Consider the following 13,617-nt stretch of genomic DNA (forward strand, 5'->3'; position numbering starts at 1 on the left):
CTGGCGGCCTCAGGCCGCCTGCGCCTCGACGCGGTTCCGCCCGGCCGCCTTGGCGCGGTAGAGGGCGAGATCGGCCCGCTTCAGCATGTCGCCCGGCGTCGCGTCCGCGGGCTCGCGCACGGCGACGCCGATCGAGACCGTCACGGAGACGCTGCGGGTGGCGCGCTGGATCGCGAAAGGCAGCGCCTCCACCCGCTCCCGGATGCGCTCCGCAATGGCCTGCGCCTCGGCGAGACCCGCATCCGGCAGCACGATCACCACTTCCTCGCCGCCGTAGCGGGCGACGATATCGATGTTGCGCGTGTGCGTCCGCAGGCGCTCCGCGAAGGTGCGCAGGACCTCGTCGCCCGCTTCGTGGCCGTAGGTGTCGTTGATCGCCTTGAAGCGGTCGATGTCGAGGATCAGGGCCGCCATCGGCCGCTGGCGGAACGCCGCGTCGCCGAACAGGGCGCCCAGATGGCTGTCGAGGTACCGGCGATTGTGCAGGCCCGTCAGCCCATCGGTGATCGCGAGCTCCATCGAGGCGTGGACCGCGCCCCGCAGGACCTCGGAGAAGCGCTTGCGGCGGACCTGCGTGCGCACCCGCGCGAGCAGCTCGTTCCGGTCGATCGGCCGCAGCAGGTAATCGTGCACGCCGAAATCGAGCCCGCGCACGATGCGCGCCCGCTCGTGCGGCTCGGCCAGCATGATCAGCGGCACGTTGCGGGTGCGGTCGAGGGAGCGCAACTGGCTGCACAGGCGCAGCCCGTCCGAGCCGTCGAGATCGAGGCTGACGAGGATCGCATCGTAGGCGCCCTCGGTGGCCAGCAGCAGGGCGCGGTGCGGGTCCGCCTCGACCATCACGGCGTGGTGCTGGCCGATCGCCGAGGCCATGCGTTCGGCCGCGCCCGGACGATCCTCCACGAGGAGGACATTCGCGTTCAGTCCGGTCTCGGCAGTCGCGAGCGCGAGCGGATCGCCCATGCCGAAATCGCGCGAGGCCATGGCGCGGCTGCGCAACTCGTCCGTCACGGCCTTCAGGCGCACGAGGCTGCGGACACGGGTGAACAGGGCGGTGTCGTCGATCGGCTTCGTCAGGAAATCGTCGGCCCCCGCATCGAGGCCGCGCAGACGGTCGGAGGGCTGGTCGAGAGCCGTGACCATGACGACCGGCAGGTGGGCGGTGACCGGATTGTTCTTCAGGTGCCGGCAGACCTCGAAGCCGTCCATTCCCGGCATCATCACGTCGAGGAGGACGATGTCGCACAGCCCCTGCTCGCAGATCGCGATCGCGTCCGGACCGTTCATCGCGGCCAGCACGTCGAAATATTCCAGCGCGAGCTTCGTTTCGAGAAGCTTCACGTTCGGGAACAGGTCATCGACGATCAGGACCCGAGCCGACATCGACCCTCTCGCTGAAGTTGTGCAACTGGATTTCTGACACGCTTAGCGAGTACAGATGTTCCGCCGAGACTCAGCGGCCCTCACCAAGATACGTCCGAACCGTTGCCAAAAACTTCGCGACGGAGATGGGCTTCGACAGATAAGCCTCGCATCCGCCCTCGCGAATGCGCTCCTCGTCTCCTTTCATGGCGAAGGCCGTGATGGCGATGACGGGGATATCCTTGAGGTCGTCGTCCTCCTTGAGCCACTTGGTCACCTCCAGGCCCGAGACCTCGGGGAGCTGGATGTCCATCAGGATCAGGTCGGGATGGTGCTTGCGCGCGAGCTCGATCGCCTCGATCCCGTTGGCGGTCTTGAGCGTCGCGTAGCCATGCGCCTCCAGGAGATCGTTGAAGAGCTTCATGTTGAGCTCGTTGTCCTCAACGATGAGCACCGTCTTCGTCATGGCCCATTGTTCCCGGTGCGCTGGCGGCTCATTAGTTTACGGACTCTTCGTCCGTCTCATGGCTTTGTAAGTGACACATGTTGATGAAACGCAAATCCGTTCAAGAGGATGATTCCGCCGAGGCGGTGGCCGTTGCGGTTCTCGGCTGGCTCGCCGGTGACGAGGAGCGCCTCTATCCCTTCCTGAACGCGAGCGGACTGAGCGCGGACAACCTCCGGGCAAGCGCCCGCGACCCGGGATTCCTCGCGGGCGTTCTCGATCATGTGATGGGCGACGAGGCTCTCCTTCTCGCCTGCGCGCGCGACCTCGACCGGAAGCCCGAGACGATCGCGGCCGCCTGGCAGCGCCTGTCGCCGCAGGCCCCCGACGCGTTCTGATGCGGCCGATCTGCCGCGACTGCCTGGCTACGCAGGAGGCGGGAACCCGCCGCTGCGGATCCTGCGGCTCGCCGCGGCTCCTGGTGCACCCGGAGCGGGACCGGCTCACCATCGCTCACGTCGATTGCGACGCCTTCTACGCCGCTGTGGAAAAGCGGGACGACCCGAGCCTGCGCGACCGGCCGCTCATCATCGGCGGCGGCCGGCGCGGCGTGGTGTCGACGGCCTGCTACATCGCGCGCATCTCCGGGGTGCGCTCGGCCATGCCCATGTTCCAGGCCCTGAAGGCCTGTCCCGACGCGGTGGTGCTGCGGCCGAACATGGAGAAATACGCCCGGGTCGGCCGCGAGGTGCGGGCGATGATGCTGGCGCTGACGCCCGCCGTGGAGCCGGTCTCGATCGACGAGGCCTTCCTCGACCTCGCGGGCACCGAGCGCCTGCACGGGGCGAGCCCCGCCGTGACGCTCGCCCGGTTCGCCGCACGCGTCGAGCGCGAGATCGGGATCACGGTCTCGATCGGCCTGTCCGACGCCAAGTTCCTCGCCAAGATCGCCTCCGACCTCGACAAGCCGCGGGGCTTCTCGGTCCTGGGCCGGACCGAGGCGAAGGCGTTCCTCGCCGAGAAGCCGGTGACGATCCTGCCCGGCATCGGCCGCTCGGCCGCCGCGCGCCTCGCCGATCTCGGCGTCACGCGCGTCGGGGACCTCGCTCGAACAGATCCGCGCCGCCTCTACGGCGCGATCGGCCGGGACGCGGAGCGCCTCCTGGCGCTTGCCTGCGGCGAGGATGCGCGGCCCGTGCGCAGTCAGCGGGAGGCGAAGAGCGTCTCGGCGGAGACGACCTTCTCGGCCGACATCGCCGCCTTCGCGGAGCTGCGCCCGATCCTGTGGCGTCTCTGCGAGAAGGTGTCGGGGCGCCTGAAGCGCTCGGGCCTCGCCGGAGCGAGCGTGACCCTGAAGCTGAAGGACCGGAGCTTCGCCCTGCGCACCCGAACCCGGGGCGGCCTCGCGCCGACCCAGCTCGCCGCGCGGCTCTTCGCTGCGGGCGAGGCGATGCTGCGGGAATCCTGCGACGGTACGCCCTTCCGCCTCATCGGCATCGGCGCGGGCGACCTCTGCAACGCGGCCCACGCCGACCGGGGGGATCTCGTCGACGCGACGGTCCGCGAGACCGCACGCCGCGAGGCGGCTCTCGACCGGGTGCGCGAGAAATTCGGGGCGGCTGCCATTCAGCGCGGCCTCGCCTTCACCGCAGCGCCGCGACCCGAGCGGGTCGCGTCCGCCTCCGCTGGTCGCACCGGGGAGCCCCCGGGCGGGCACGGCGACCGCGCCGGCTAGGGCTGATCCCGCACCGGCTCCCGCCGGGCCGCGATCAGGGGGTGCAGGGGGCGGGCTGCACCTTGTCGATGTCGAGGCGGGTCAGGTCGCCGTTGATGGCGAAATCGCCGTAATCGAGCTTGAGCGCGCCGCTGACGCCGTTCTCGTAGAGATCGAAGGTGAGCGTGTAGATCGGCCTGCGCTCGCCCTCCCCTTGCGTGAAGTAGCTCAACGTCACGGGCCAGTGGGCCACCGCGGAGATCGGGCCCTCCCGCAGAGGCTTGTCGCGCTCGGTGCCCGATGCGTTCGTCGGCGCGGTCACCTGCCGCCCGATCACGGCCAGCGTGTCGTAGACCTTGCGGCCGTCGTCCGAGCCGTCGAACACCTTGGTGGACAGCGTGGTCTGGCCGGCGCGCGCCGCCTCGATCAGCCGGCGCATGTGCAGGCTCGGGAACAGCACCGTGTCGCGATCCTGGAATTGGTCGCGCTTGGGCTCCTTCAGCCGCACCTTGAGCCCGTCCTTCACGTCGGCCGTGCCGTCGACGGAGGCTCCGGGGGCTCCGTTCAGGACGGTCGTCGTCTTGAAGCGGAAATCGTGGCCGTCGCCGCTCTCGAAGGTGGTGTTGCGCAGGTCCGAGGTCCGGCTGCCGGATTCGCCGCTCTCCAGCATCGTCACCTGCCTTGTCTGCATCGTGTAGCCGCGACAGGCGTCGCCCTTGAAGTCGATCACGATGCGGCCGCGGGCGCTCTCGACGGCGCGGGTGCCGCCGCTGGAGGCGAGCGTGAGGTCGTAGACGGCGCGGTGGCTCGCGAGCGTGACGGGCGCGGCCTTGGCCGGCGGCTCCTGAGCGGCGGGCGCGGCCGGGGCGGCCCAGGTAGTGCCGGTCGAGAGAAGGACGAGGCAGGCGGAGGCGAGGCGCGGCGTCATGCGAACTCCTGAACTGGCGCGGGCCGGAATCGGGTGCGCGTCTCAGATAGGTTGTTCCCCGATCGGGGCAAACTTCGGGCCGGCCGCGCCCCTCAGCGGTAGCCGGCCGCCTGCAGCTCGAACAATTCGGCGTACCGGCCCCCGAGCCTCAGGAGCGCGGCGTGGGTGCCGGATTCGAGGACCTGCCCCGCCTCGAGCACGAGGATGCGGTCGGCCATCCGCACGGTCGAGAAACGGTGCGAGATCAGCACCGCGGTTCGCCCCTGCGTCAGTTCCCGGAAACGCTCGAACACGGCGAACTCGGCCCGGGCGTCGAGGGCGGCCGTCGGCTCGTCGAGGATCAGGATCTCGGCCTCCCGCATGTAGGCCCGGGCGATCGCGATCTTCTGCCACTCGCCGCCGGACAGGTCGACGCCCTCCGCAATGCGCTTGCCGAGGGGCTGCGCGTAGCCGAGCGGCAGCCGGGCGATGACGGTATCGGCGAGGCTCCGCCCGGCGGCGCGACGGATCCGGGCCTCGTCAGCTCGGTCGACGACCCGCCCGACCGCCACGTTCTCCCCGGCGGTGAAATCGAAGCGGACGAAATCCTGGAAGATGACGCCGATCCGGGCGCGCAGGTCGTCGAGGGCGTAGGCCGAGAGCGGCTGTCCGTCGAGCAGGATGCGGCCCTCGCTCGGATCGTACAGGCGGGTCATCAGCTTGACGATCGTGGTCTTTCCGGCACCGTTCTCGCCGACGAGGGCGATCACCTCGCCGGCGCCGAGGCGGAAGCTGAGGTGGCGCACCGCCCAGGTCGGGCTGCCCGGATAGCGGAAGCCCACCTCCTCGAAGACGAGGCCCTGGCTGATGGGCACGGGCACCGGCCGAGGGTGCTCGGGCGAGCGGATCGCCGGGCGGATCTCGAAGAAGGAGAACAGGTCCTCGAGGTACTGGGCCTGCGCGGCGATCTGCGAGAAGCCGAGGAGCAGGCCCTCGATCAGGCCGCGCAGGCGCTGGAAGGAGCCCGCCAGGAAGGCGAGGTCGCCGATCGAGAACGTGCCCGCGACGGTGCGCCAAACGATCACGAAATAGACCCCGTAATAGATGATCGCGCTCATGGCCGCGAAGGCGCCGCCCCAGAGCGTCCGGCGGACCAGAAGGGCGCGATTGTCGGCGATCAGGCGACGCGAGACCGCTTCGAGGCGCTCCACGAGGTAGCCGCTCAGGCCGAACAGCTTCACCTCCTTGGCGGTCTCGACGCTCGCCCCGAGGTAGCGCAGGTAGTCGAGCTGCCGCCGCTCGGGCGTGCGCGTCCAGGCGAGCCGGTAGCCCTGCCGGTTGAAGTGCATCTCGTTGAGGAAGGCGGGCACGAGGGCGGCGGCCAGGAGCAGGATCAGCCAGGGCGTGAAGGCCGCGAGCCCCGCGGCGAAGGCGGCCAGGGTGATGAGATCCTGCCCCTGGCCGAGCACCTGCCCGATCAGGCTCGCCCGGCCCGTCACCTGCCGCCGGGCGCGCTCCAGTTGGTCCTGCTGCGCGCTGTCCTCGAATTGCGCGAGGTCGAGTTCGGCCGCGTGGCGCATCAGGCGGACGGTCGCAGCGTTGCCGTAAAGGTCTGCGATCAGCCCGTCGAGCAGCGTGGCCGTGCGGCCGAGCAGGTCGGACGCGACCGCGAGGGCGAGTTCCAGCGCGACGAGCCCGGCGAGCCGCGCGAGGTGCGGGTCGGCGAGCCACGCATCGAGGGCGAGCGGGACCGGCCGGGGCCGGGCGTGCTCGGCCACGATCGCGTCGAGGATGAGCTTGGCGACGTAGAGGAGGCAGACGGGCAGGCAGGCACGGACGAGGCGCACGCCGAGGCCGAGGGCGAACAGGCGCGGGCTCGTGGCGCGCACCTGGCGGAACAGGGCCGGGAGGTAGCGCAGGGCGCCGAGGCGCCGGTCGAGCCAGGAGCGGAGGGGGAGGTCCATCGGCGCCGACCATATGGGGCCGCCCCTGCCGCCCGTCGATCCCGGGTCCACGGACAGCGGACGAGCCAACGCCCTGCGCAATTTGCCCAGGCTGGGAATAGGTCTATGTTAATAAAAAGAGAATTCCGCACGGCCCAAGGAGGAGCGATGCTCAGCGGATCGGCAGTCCTGCGGGTCTCGTTGCTTCTCATCGTCGCCGGCGCCCTCGCGGCCTTCGTGCAGCACGTCTGGCCCTATCGCGGGACGGAGCCGGCCGAGGCGCCGCAGGCCTCCGTCACCGCACCCGCGAAGCCGGCGCGGCGCGTCGAGACGCGTCCCGCGCCTGCGCCGAGCCAAGCGGCGCCCCAACAGGCCGCGCCCTCCCAAGCTGCCCCTCCGGCGGCGCAGCCCGAGGCGCCCCCGGCACCGGCGCCCGCACCCCGCCCGATGGCCGGCCTCGACCCGGCGCCGCAATTGCCCGCACCGGCGAGCCCACCCGCTCCAGGAAGCCCCCTCGCGCCCGAGGCGCCCCCCGCACTCCCGGTCCCGGCCCCCGTGGAAGAGCCGCAGGCCACCGACCCGGCTCCGGAGGAGGCTGCCCCGCGCGCCGTGAACCTCGTCGACCTCAACACCGGCTCGCTGGCGGAGCTGAACCACCTGCGCGGCGGCGGCGCGATCGGCCGGGCCATCATCCAGAAGCGGCCCTACGCCTCGGTCGACCAGCTCCTCTCGAAGCGGGTGCTGAGCCGTGCGACCTACGACCGGATCAAGGATCAGGTGACGGTCCAGTAGTTCTGCCCGCCTGCGCTCTGGCGCGGGATGTCGCGGATGCCTATGGTGCGGCGGGCGTGATCACACCCGTCGACAGGCCGAGGACACCCGCATGTTCACCCCGACCGGCAGCACGATCCTGCGCGACGATCTCGGCGTGCAGGAGACGACAGAGACGGACAACATCGTCCGCTGGGACGGTGAGCGGCTCTACGTGGAGCACGACGTCTACCACAACGGGCAGCTCGTCCATCGCAAGTACCGCCGCAACGTCACCGAGCCCGTCGCCCACGCGCTGCTCGCCGTGATCAACCGCAGCAAGCAGTGAGGCGTGCCGCCCTCGTCCTCGCCCTTCTTGCGGGACTGACCGGGCCGGCCGCCGCGCAGGTGAGCGTCCGCTACGTGGCGCCCGAGCGCTTCACCGACGCGGAGAACCGGATCGGCTCCGGCCTGCCGCTGCGGCTCACCCTCGCGGAGATGACCCGCATCCTGCAGGATCTCGGGCGGCGCCATCTCCGGCCGGGCGAGACCCTCGACCTCGCGATCCTCGACATCGACCTCGCCGGCATCGAGCAGCCGGGCTTCGGCACCGCGCAGGCCCTGCGGGTGGTGCGCGATTCCTCGCCGCCCCGCATCCGCCTCGCCTACACCCTGCGGCGCGGCGGCCGCCCCCTGGCGCAGGGCGAGGAGACCCTCACCGACATCAACTTCCTGCTGACCGGCAATGCCCGTTTCTCCGGCGGCCCGCTCGCTTACGAGCGGGACTTGCTGCGGGACTGGTTCCGGCGCCGCTTCCCGACCGGGTGAGCCGCCCTCGACGCCCGGGCGACCCTGCGCGGGACGAATGGCGGCGAGGCGCCTCGAGGCGGGGGCGCCTCGCGCTCGCATCCTCCGGCGCGCTCCCTCGTTATGGTCCCGCCGGATCGCGCGGAGGCCGGCGAGCGGGAGCATCCATGAGACGCATCAGCCAGATCTCGGACCTTCATTTCGGCCGCACCGACCCGGCCGTGGTCGAGGGTCTCGTCGCCGAGCTGAACGCGGACCGGCCCGACCTCACCATCATCTCCGGCGACTTCACGATGGCGGGGCGCCGCCGGGAATACGCCGAGGCACAGGCCTTCCTCGCCCGGCTGCCCGAGCCCTGGGTCGCGGTGCCCGGCAACCACGACATCTCGCCCTACCACCTCGTGCAACGCTTCGTCCGGCCCTTCTCGCGCTACAAGCGCTTCATCGCGCCGGAGACGGAGCCGGTCTTTCAGGACGACGAGATCGGCATCGTCTGCCTCAACACGGTGCGGACCTGGGCGCCCGAGCGCGACTGGTCGCAGGGCAAGATCCGCCGCTGGCAGATCCTCGCCGCCGAGGCGCGGCTGCGGCGCATGCCCGCGCACCTGTTCAAGATCGTCGTCGGCCACCACCCCTTCATGCCGCCGCCCTGGGACGAGGAGGCCCGACTCGTCGGGCGCGCCGACAAGGCGCTCGATGCCTTCCGGCGCTGCGGCGTCGGGCTGACGCTCGCCGGCCACCTGCACCGGCACTACGCCCGCTTCGCTGTGGCCGACGGCAGCGAGGGCGGCCACGAGGAAGTCGACCGGACCCGGATGCGGGGCGGGAACGGCCGGCTTCTCGCCGTGCAGGCCGGCTCCGCCACCTCGACGCGCCTGCGCGGCAACGAGCCGAACGCCTACAACCGCATCGCGATCGAGAACGGCCTCGCGACCGTCACGGTGCGCCTGTGGAACGGCAGCGCCTGGGAGGATGCGTCGGCGCGGTAGGGTCGTCGCGCGGGCAGTGCGACGCGCCCCCTCTCCCGATGCGGGAGCGGGGACCCGCGCGGCCCCCGCGTCGTCGGGCTCAGCCTGCCCCGTAGCCGCCCTTCCGGTTGGCCGGTGCGTCGTCGCGCTGGCCACTCTCGTAGCCGCCGCTCGGGCGGCTCTCGCGGCCGCTCCCGCCTGCCGGCGGCGGAGAATGCGGCCCGGCCTCGCCGTCCCGCGCGACCTGCGCCTTCGCGCGCTCCACGCGCGGATCCGGGGCCGGCCTGCCGTCGTCCTGCCTCTGCATGACTGTCTCCGTTGCAACCATCGATTGAGTGAAGGCGTCACGCCGGACAAGGGTTCCGACAGGGTGCGCGGCCATGAACCGTGACGCTTCGGCCGAGCCTTTCCGGGTTTCCGCCCTATCTCTCCTCTCCCGCAACCGAACCGAAAGGAATCGTGATGGCGAACGACAGTGGCTCCCGGGACCGCGCCGAGACCCGTGCTGCCAAGCAGCGGGAGCGCGAGATCGCGGGCGCCGCCGCGTGGCAGGACCATGAGGCCGAGCAGCGCGCGATCGAGGAGCGGACGCAGCGGCTGCGGGCGATGCGGCTCGCGCAGGAGGCCGAGAAGGTCTGAGCCCCGGCCCGCGGCGTCATCCGCCCGTCATGGACGCCACTGAGGCTGCGCGCCTCGTTTGAGGGACCCGCCTCCGCATGGACTTCCACCGCCGCTTCACCGTGCTCATGTGCGCGCCGGCCTTCGATCCGGACGATCTCGAGGGCGTGCGCGTGCAGCAGATCGTGGCGGCGGTGGAGGGCCGCGGCTTCGAGGTGGTGCGCGCCCGCCGGGTCGAGGACGCGGCCATCGCCGTGCAGACGGATGCCGCCATCGGCTGCATGGTGGTCGACTGGGGCAAGCGCGGCCTCGACGGCAAGGCCGCCGCGCTCATCAACATGATGCGCAAGCGCGGCCTGGAGATGCCGATCGTCATCATGGTCCGCCGCAAGCGGCTCGAGGACATCCCCGTCGAGCTCCTCGACTTCATCGACGGCTACATCTTCCTCGCGGAAGAGACCCCCGAATTCATCGCCCGCGGCCTCGTCTCCCGGGTGAAGCAATATGCGGAGACCCTGAAGACGCCCTTCTTCGGCGCGCTCGTCGACTATGCCGAGAAGGGCAACCAGCTCTGGACCTGCCCCGGCCACAACGGCGGCATCTTCTACAACCGCTCGCCGATCGGGCGGATCTTCGTCGAGCATCTCGGCGAGGCGATCTTCCGGGACGATCTCGACAATTCCGTCCTCGACCTCGGCGACCTCCTGACCCACGAGGGGCCGGCCCTCAAGGCGCAGAAGGAGGCGGCGCAGATCTTCGGGGCGGAGAAGACCTACTTCGTCCTCAACGGCACCTCCGCCTCGAACAAGATCGTGCTCTCGGCCCTCGTCGCCGAGGGCGACCTCGTCCTGTTCGACCGCAACAACCACAAGGCGGCGCATCACGGTGCGCTCTTCCTCGGCGGCGGCATCCCGATCTTCCTCGAGACCGACCGCAACGCCTACGGGCTGATCGGCCCGATCTACGCGGAAGCCCTCGACGAGCGGGCGATCCGGGAGAAGATCCGCACGAACCCGCTTGTCACCGACCGCGAGGCGTGGCGGCGCGAGCGACCCTTCCGCGTCGCCGTGATCGAGCAATGCACCTATGACGGCACGATCTACGATGCGCAGGCGATCCTGGAGCGGATCGGCCACCTCTGCGACTACATCCTGTTCGACGAGGCCTGGGCGGGCTTCATGAAGTTCCACCCGCTCTTCGCGGGCCGCTTCGCGATGGGGCTCAAGGGTCTCGGGCCGGATTCCCCCGGCATCATCGCCACGCAATCGACCCACAAGCAGCTGGCGAGCTTCAGCCAAGCCTCGCAGATCCACACCCGGGACAGCCACATCCGCGGCCAGACCCGCCGCGTCGAGCACCGGCGGATGAACGAGAGCTTCCTCGTCCACGCCTCGACCTCGCCCTTCTACCCTCTCTTCGCCTCCCTCGACGTCGGCGCCCAGATGATGAAGGGCCGCTCGGGTGTGGTGCTCTGGGACGACACGATCCGCCTCGGCATCGAGTGGCGCAAGAAGGTGCGCGCCATCCGCCGCGAATTCGAGGAGAAGCGGGACGGCGACCCGCGCGAGCGCTGGTTCTTCGACCCCTTCGTGCCGGACGTGGTGCGGGGGCAGGACGGGGGCGAGGTCGCCTGGGAGAGCCTCTCGACGGACGAGCTAGCGGCCGACCCGCGCCACTGGGAACTCGCCCCCGGCGCCGCCTGGCACGGCTTCGGCCACGTGAGCCCCGGCTACGCGATGACGGACCCGAACAAGCTCACGGTGCTGACCCCCGGCTTCGACCGCCGGACCGGCGCCTATGCCGAGCACGGCGTGCCGGCCCCGATCGTCGCGCAATACCTGCGCGAGAACCGGATCGTGCCGGAGAAGAACGACCTCAACTCGCTCCTCTTCCTGCTGACGCCCGGCGTCGAATCCTCGAAGGCGGGCACGCTGATCTCGGGGCTCGTCGCCTTCAAGCGCCTGCACGACGACAACGTGGCGCTCGAGGAGGCCATGCCCGAATTCGTGCGCCGCCGGCCGCAGCGCTACCGCGGCGTGCGCCTGCGCGACCTCTGCGCGGAGTTCCACGCCTTCCACCGGGATGCGGGCACCTCGGCCCTCCAGCGCAAGCAATTCGCGCCCGAGCACCTACCCGAGATGGTGCTGCCCCCGAAGGCCGCCGCCCAGATGCTGACCCGCAACCAGGTCGACTACGTGCCGATCGGCGAGGCCGAGGGGCGGATCGCCACGACATTGCTGCTCGTCTACCCGCCCGGCATCGGCACCGTGCTGCCCGGCGAGCGGCTCGACGCGCGGGCCAAGCCCATGCTCGACTATTTCAAGATGTTCGAGCGCGCGGCGAACCTGTTCCCGGGCTTCGAGGCCGAGATCCAGGGCGTCTACCGTGAGGTCGACCCGGACGGGCGCATCCGCTTCCACACCTACGTGATGCGGGAGTGACGCCGCGGCGGGTCAGGGGTGGAGCCCGTCGAGGCGGCGCAGGATCCAGTCTTGCGCCTCGTCCAGGCCGGCGAAGCTCGGCTGGTCCGGGCCTGCCAGCGGCCCGAGACCCGCTTCCAGGAACCATCGGCCCGCATCCGGACCGTGCTGCTCCGAGAGGCGCACCAGCACCGCGACGAGACGATCCTGCATCAGGACGAGCCGGCCCTCCTCGTCTCCGCTGCCCGTCGCGACGCGGATCGGTTCGAGGTGCAGGCTCACGCAGCGGCCCTTCGCTCCAGGTGGAGGTAGGTCTCGTCGAACTCGCCCAGGGCGCTGAGCGCGTCCCAATCCAGAATGACGAGGTCCCTGTCCTGCGGGCCGATCAGGCCCTGGGCGCGCAGATCCTGCAGCACGCGGTTCACGTGGACGTTCGACAGGCCGAGCGCGTCCCCGAGATCGGTCTGCGTGACTGGCCACGCGCAGCGATGGTTCTCGGCGAGGCCCACGGCCTGGAGCTTGACGTACATTTCGCAGAAGATGTGCGCGATCCGGCTGTGGGCGTTGCGGCGGCCGATCCCGATCATCCACTCGCGGAAGATGGCGGCATCGATCAGCGTGTCGCGCCAGAGCGCGAAAGCCGCGTCCGGAAAGCGGAGGCACAGCGCGCGCAGGCCCTCGTGCGGGATGAGGCCGACCCGGCACTGGGTCACGGTGGCGAGACTGTGATCCATCACGTGCAGGTGCAGGCTCTGCAGATCCGGGATGTCGCCCGGAACATGGAAGGACAGGATCTGCCGCCGCCCCTCGTCGAGGAGCTTGTAGCGATAGGCCCAGCCCGTCAGGAGGACGCAGCAATGGGCGGGCTTGTCCTTGTCGCGGGCGAGGTCCTGGCGCGGCTCCACCACGCGGACGGCCATCGGCAGCGCATGGACGGCCTGCCGCGCCTCGTCCGAGAGCGTGGCGATGCTCTCCAGCTTGCGGATGAGCGGAGCCAACTCGGCGTTGGAAGCTGAGGCCATGAATCCTGCCCGCCGGCTTGCGAGGTGATGGGAGCGCACCGCCAGGACGCGGCGGCATAACGCCCCGCGTGGCGATCCATCATCACCTAGTTGCAAGCCGACGGTCCGTCCTTGCGCTGTGTTACTGCAAGGTGTCGGGCGCCCCGGAACCCGTCCGACAGGAAAAGCCCAGCCTCGATCGACCCGACGATGGGCTCCGGTTAAGGGAGCGGTCAGGGCCGGCGGGTCTTATCCCGCGCCGTCTGCGCGAAGGGCGTCGGCTGCGCCTCGGCCTCGCTGAGGATCTGCTTCTTGGCGCAGATGGCGCGGGCCGTGATCGGGCCGGGCATCGTGCCCATCGAGAGGCAGTAGATGCTGCTCTCGTCCATGCCGGGCCGATCGCCCGCACTGCAGGTGCCGTTCACCGCGAACTCGTCCCCGCCGCAGCTGGCGACGCAGCGTCCGCCGTCGGCGCAGTTCGTCGTCTGCACCCGCAAGGCCGCGACGGTGGCGCCGGCACGGCCGTCGGTGCCGGGGGGCCCTGCCGGTCCGGGCGGTCCGGCGGGGCCTGCCTCGCCCTGGGGACCGGGCGGACCCGCGGGCCCGGCGGGACCCGCCGGACCGGTGGCGCCTGCGGGGCCGGCCGGCCCCACCTCGCCCCGCGCGCCCTGCGGACCTTCCG

Annotated in this window: 16 protein-coding genes; 8 read left to right on the forward strand and 8 right to left on the reverse strand. The window is 70.8% G+C overall.

The features are described from left to right. Positions 1-9: 9 nt before the first annotated feature. Positions 10-1,383, reverse strand: coding sequence for a PleD family two-component system response regulator (locus tag E1J50_RS02045; RefSeq protein WP_132249894.1), 1,374 nt, complete (start codon positions 1,381-1,383; stop codon positions 10-12). A gap of 70 nt (positions 1,384-1,453) precedes the next feature. Next, positions 1,454-1,828, reverse strand: coding sequence for a response regulator (locus E1J50_RS02050; RefSeq protein ID WP_132249896.1), 375 nt, complete (start codon positions 1,826-1,828; stop codon positions 1,454-1,456). An 83-nt stretch (positions 1,829-1,911) separates the two neighbouring features. On the opposite strand from E1J50_RS02050, the gene E1J50_RS02055 reads away from it, so the two are divergent. Next, positions 1,912-2,205 (forward strand): DUF3572 domain-containing protein, encoded by a 294-nt coding sequence (locus tag E1J50_RS02055; protein ID WP_132249898.1) that lies wholly within the window; start codon positions 1,912-1,914, stop codon positions 2,203-2,205. Then, the gene (locus tag E1J50_RS02060) at positions 2,205-3,542 is read left to right on the forward strand and encodes a DNA polymerase IV (protein ID WP_132249900.1); all 1,338 of its coding nucleotides are present in this window, start codon (positions 2,205-2,207) and stop codon (positions 3,540-3,542) included. The genes E1J50_RS02055 and E1J50_RS02060 overlap by 1 nt, the downstream gene beginning before the upstream one ends. 34 nt (positions 3,543-3,576) lie before the next feature. On the opposite strand, the gene E1J50_RS02065 is transcribed toward E1J50_RS02060, so the two are convergent. Both E1J50_RS02065 and E1J50_RS02070 read right to left on the reverse strand, forming a co-directional pair. Beyond that, a complete protein-coding gene (locus E1J50_RS02065) occupies positions 3,577-4,449 on the reverse strand; it encodes a cell envelope integrity EipB family protein (protein WP_132249902.1) in 873 nt (290 codons plus the stop codon). A 92-nt stretch (positions 4,450-4,541) separates the two neighbouring features. Further along, positions 4,542-6,392 (reverse strand): ABC transporter ATP-binding protein, encoded by a 1,851-nt coding sequence (locus tag E1J50_RS02070; RefSeq protein ID WP_132249904.1) that lies wholly within the window; start codon positions 6,390-6,392, stop codon positions 4,542-4,544. Between the two features lie 147 nt (positions 6,393-6,539). On the opposite strand from E1J50_RS02070, the gene E1J50_RS02075 reads away from it, so the two are divergent. The 4 genes from E1J50_RS02075 to E1J50_RS02090 all read left to right on the forward strand — a co-directional run bounded on the left by E1J50_RS02075 (position 6,540) and on the right by E1J50_RS02090 (position 8,917). Then, on the forward strand, positions 6,540-7,163 hold the full coding sequence (locus E1J50_RS02075) for a ComEA family DNA-binding protein (RefSeq protein WP_132249906.1): 624 nt from the start codon (positions 6,540-6,542) through the stop codon (positions 7,161-7,163). A gap of 91 nt (positions 7,164-7,254) precedes the next feature. Beyond that, positions 7,255-7,470, forward strand: coding sequence for a hypothetical protein (locus tag E1J50_RS02080; RefSeq protein ID WP_132249908.1), 216 nt, complete (start codon positions 7,255-7,257; stop codon positions 7,468-7,470). Then, positions 7,467-7,949: a DUF3016 domain-containing protein gene (locus E1J50_RS02085; RefSeq protein ID WP_132249910.1), complete on the forward strand. Its 483-nt coding sequence runs from the start codon at positions 7,467-7,469 to the stop codon at positions 7,947-7,949. Before E1J50_RS02080 ends, E1J50_RS02085 begins: the two co-directional genes overlap by 4 nt. A 146-nt stretch (positions 7,950-8,095) precedes the next feature. Beyond that, the gene (locus tag E1J50_RS02090) at positions 8,096-8,917 is read left to right on the forward strand and encodes a metallophosphoesterase family protein (protein WP_132249912.1); all 822 of its coding nucleotides are present in this window, start codon (positions 8,096-8,098) and stop codon (positions 8,915-8,917) included. 79 nt (positions 8,918-8,996) lie between these two features. On the opposite strand, the gene E1J50_RS02095 is transcribed toward E1J50_RS02090, so the two are convergent. Then, positions 8,997-9,203: a hypothetical protein gene (locus E1J50_RS02095; protein ID WP_132249914.1), complete on the reverse strand. Its 207-nt coding sequence runs from the start codon at positions 9,201-9,203 to the stop codon at positions 8,997-8,999. Between the two features lie 155 nt (positions 9,204-9,358). Between E1J50_RS02095 and E1J50_RS02100 the strand changes: the two genes are divergently transcribed. Both E1J50_RS02100 and E1J50_RS02105 read left to right on the forward strand, forming a co-directional pair. Beyond that, a complete protein-coding gene (locus E1J50_RS02100) occupies positions 9,359-9,535 on the forward strand; it encodes a hypothetical protein (protein WP_245516390.1) in 177 nt (58 codons plus the stop codon). A gap of 77 nt (positions 9,536-9,612) precedes the next feature. Next, a complete protein-coding gene (locus tag E1J50_RS02105) occupies positions 9,613-11,955 on the forward strand; it encodes an Orn/Lys/Arg family decarboxylase (RefSeq protein WP_132249918.1) in 2,343 nt (780 codons plus the stop codon). Positions 11,956-11,967: 12 nt separating this feature from the next. Here the strand turns inward: E1J50_RS02105 and E1J50_RS02110 are convergent, their stop codons facing one another. The 3 genes from E1J50_RS02110 to E1J50_RS02120 all read right to left on the reverse strand — a co-directional run. Beyond that, on the reverse strand, positions 11,968-12,216 hold the full coding sequence (locus E1J50_RS02110) for a hypothetical protein (RefSeq protein WP_132249920.1): 249 nt from the start codon (positions 12,214-12,216) through the stop codon (positions 11,968-11,970). Then, positions 12,213-12,956: a Crp/Fnr family transcriptional regulator gene (locus E1J50_RS02115; RefSeq protein ID WP_132249922.1), complete on the reverse strand. Its 744-nt coding sequence runs from the start codon at positions 12,954-12,956 to the stop codon at positions 12,213-12,215. Before E1J50_RS02115 ends, E1J50_RS02110 begins: the two co-directional genes overlap by 4 nt. Positions 12,957-13,168: 212 nt before the next feature. Then, the coding region (locus tag E1J50_RS02120; protein ID WP_207919130.1) for a hypothetical protein at positions 13,169-13,617 on the reverse strand (449 nt) is incomplete at its 5' end.

Origin of the sequence: Methylobacterium segetis (assembly GCF_004348265.1) — a bacterium.
GTDB lineage: Bacteria > Pseudomonadota > Alphaproteobacteria > Rhizobiales > Beijerinckiaceae > Methylobacterium > Methylobacterium segetis.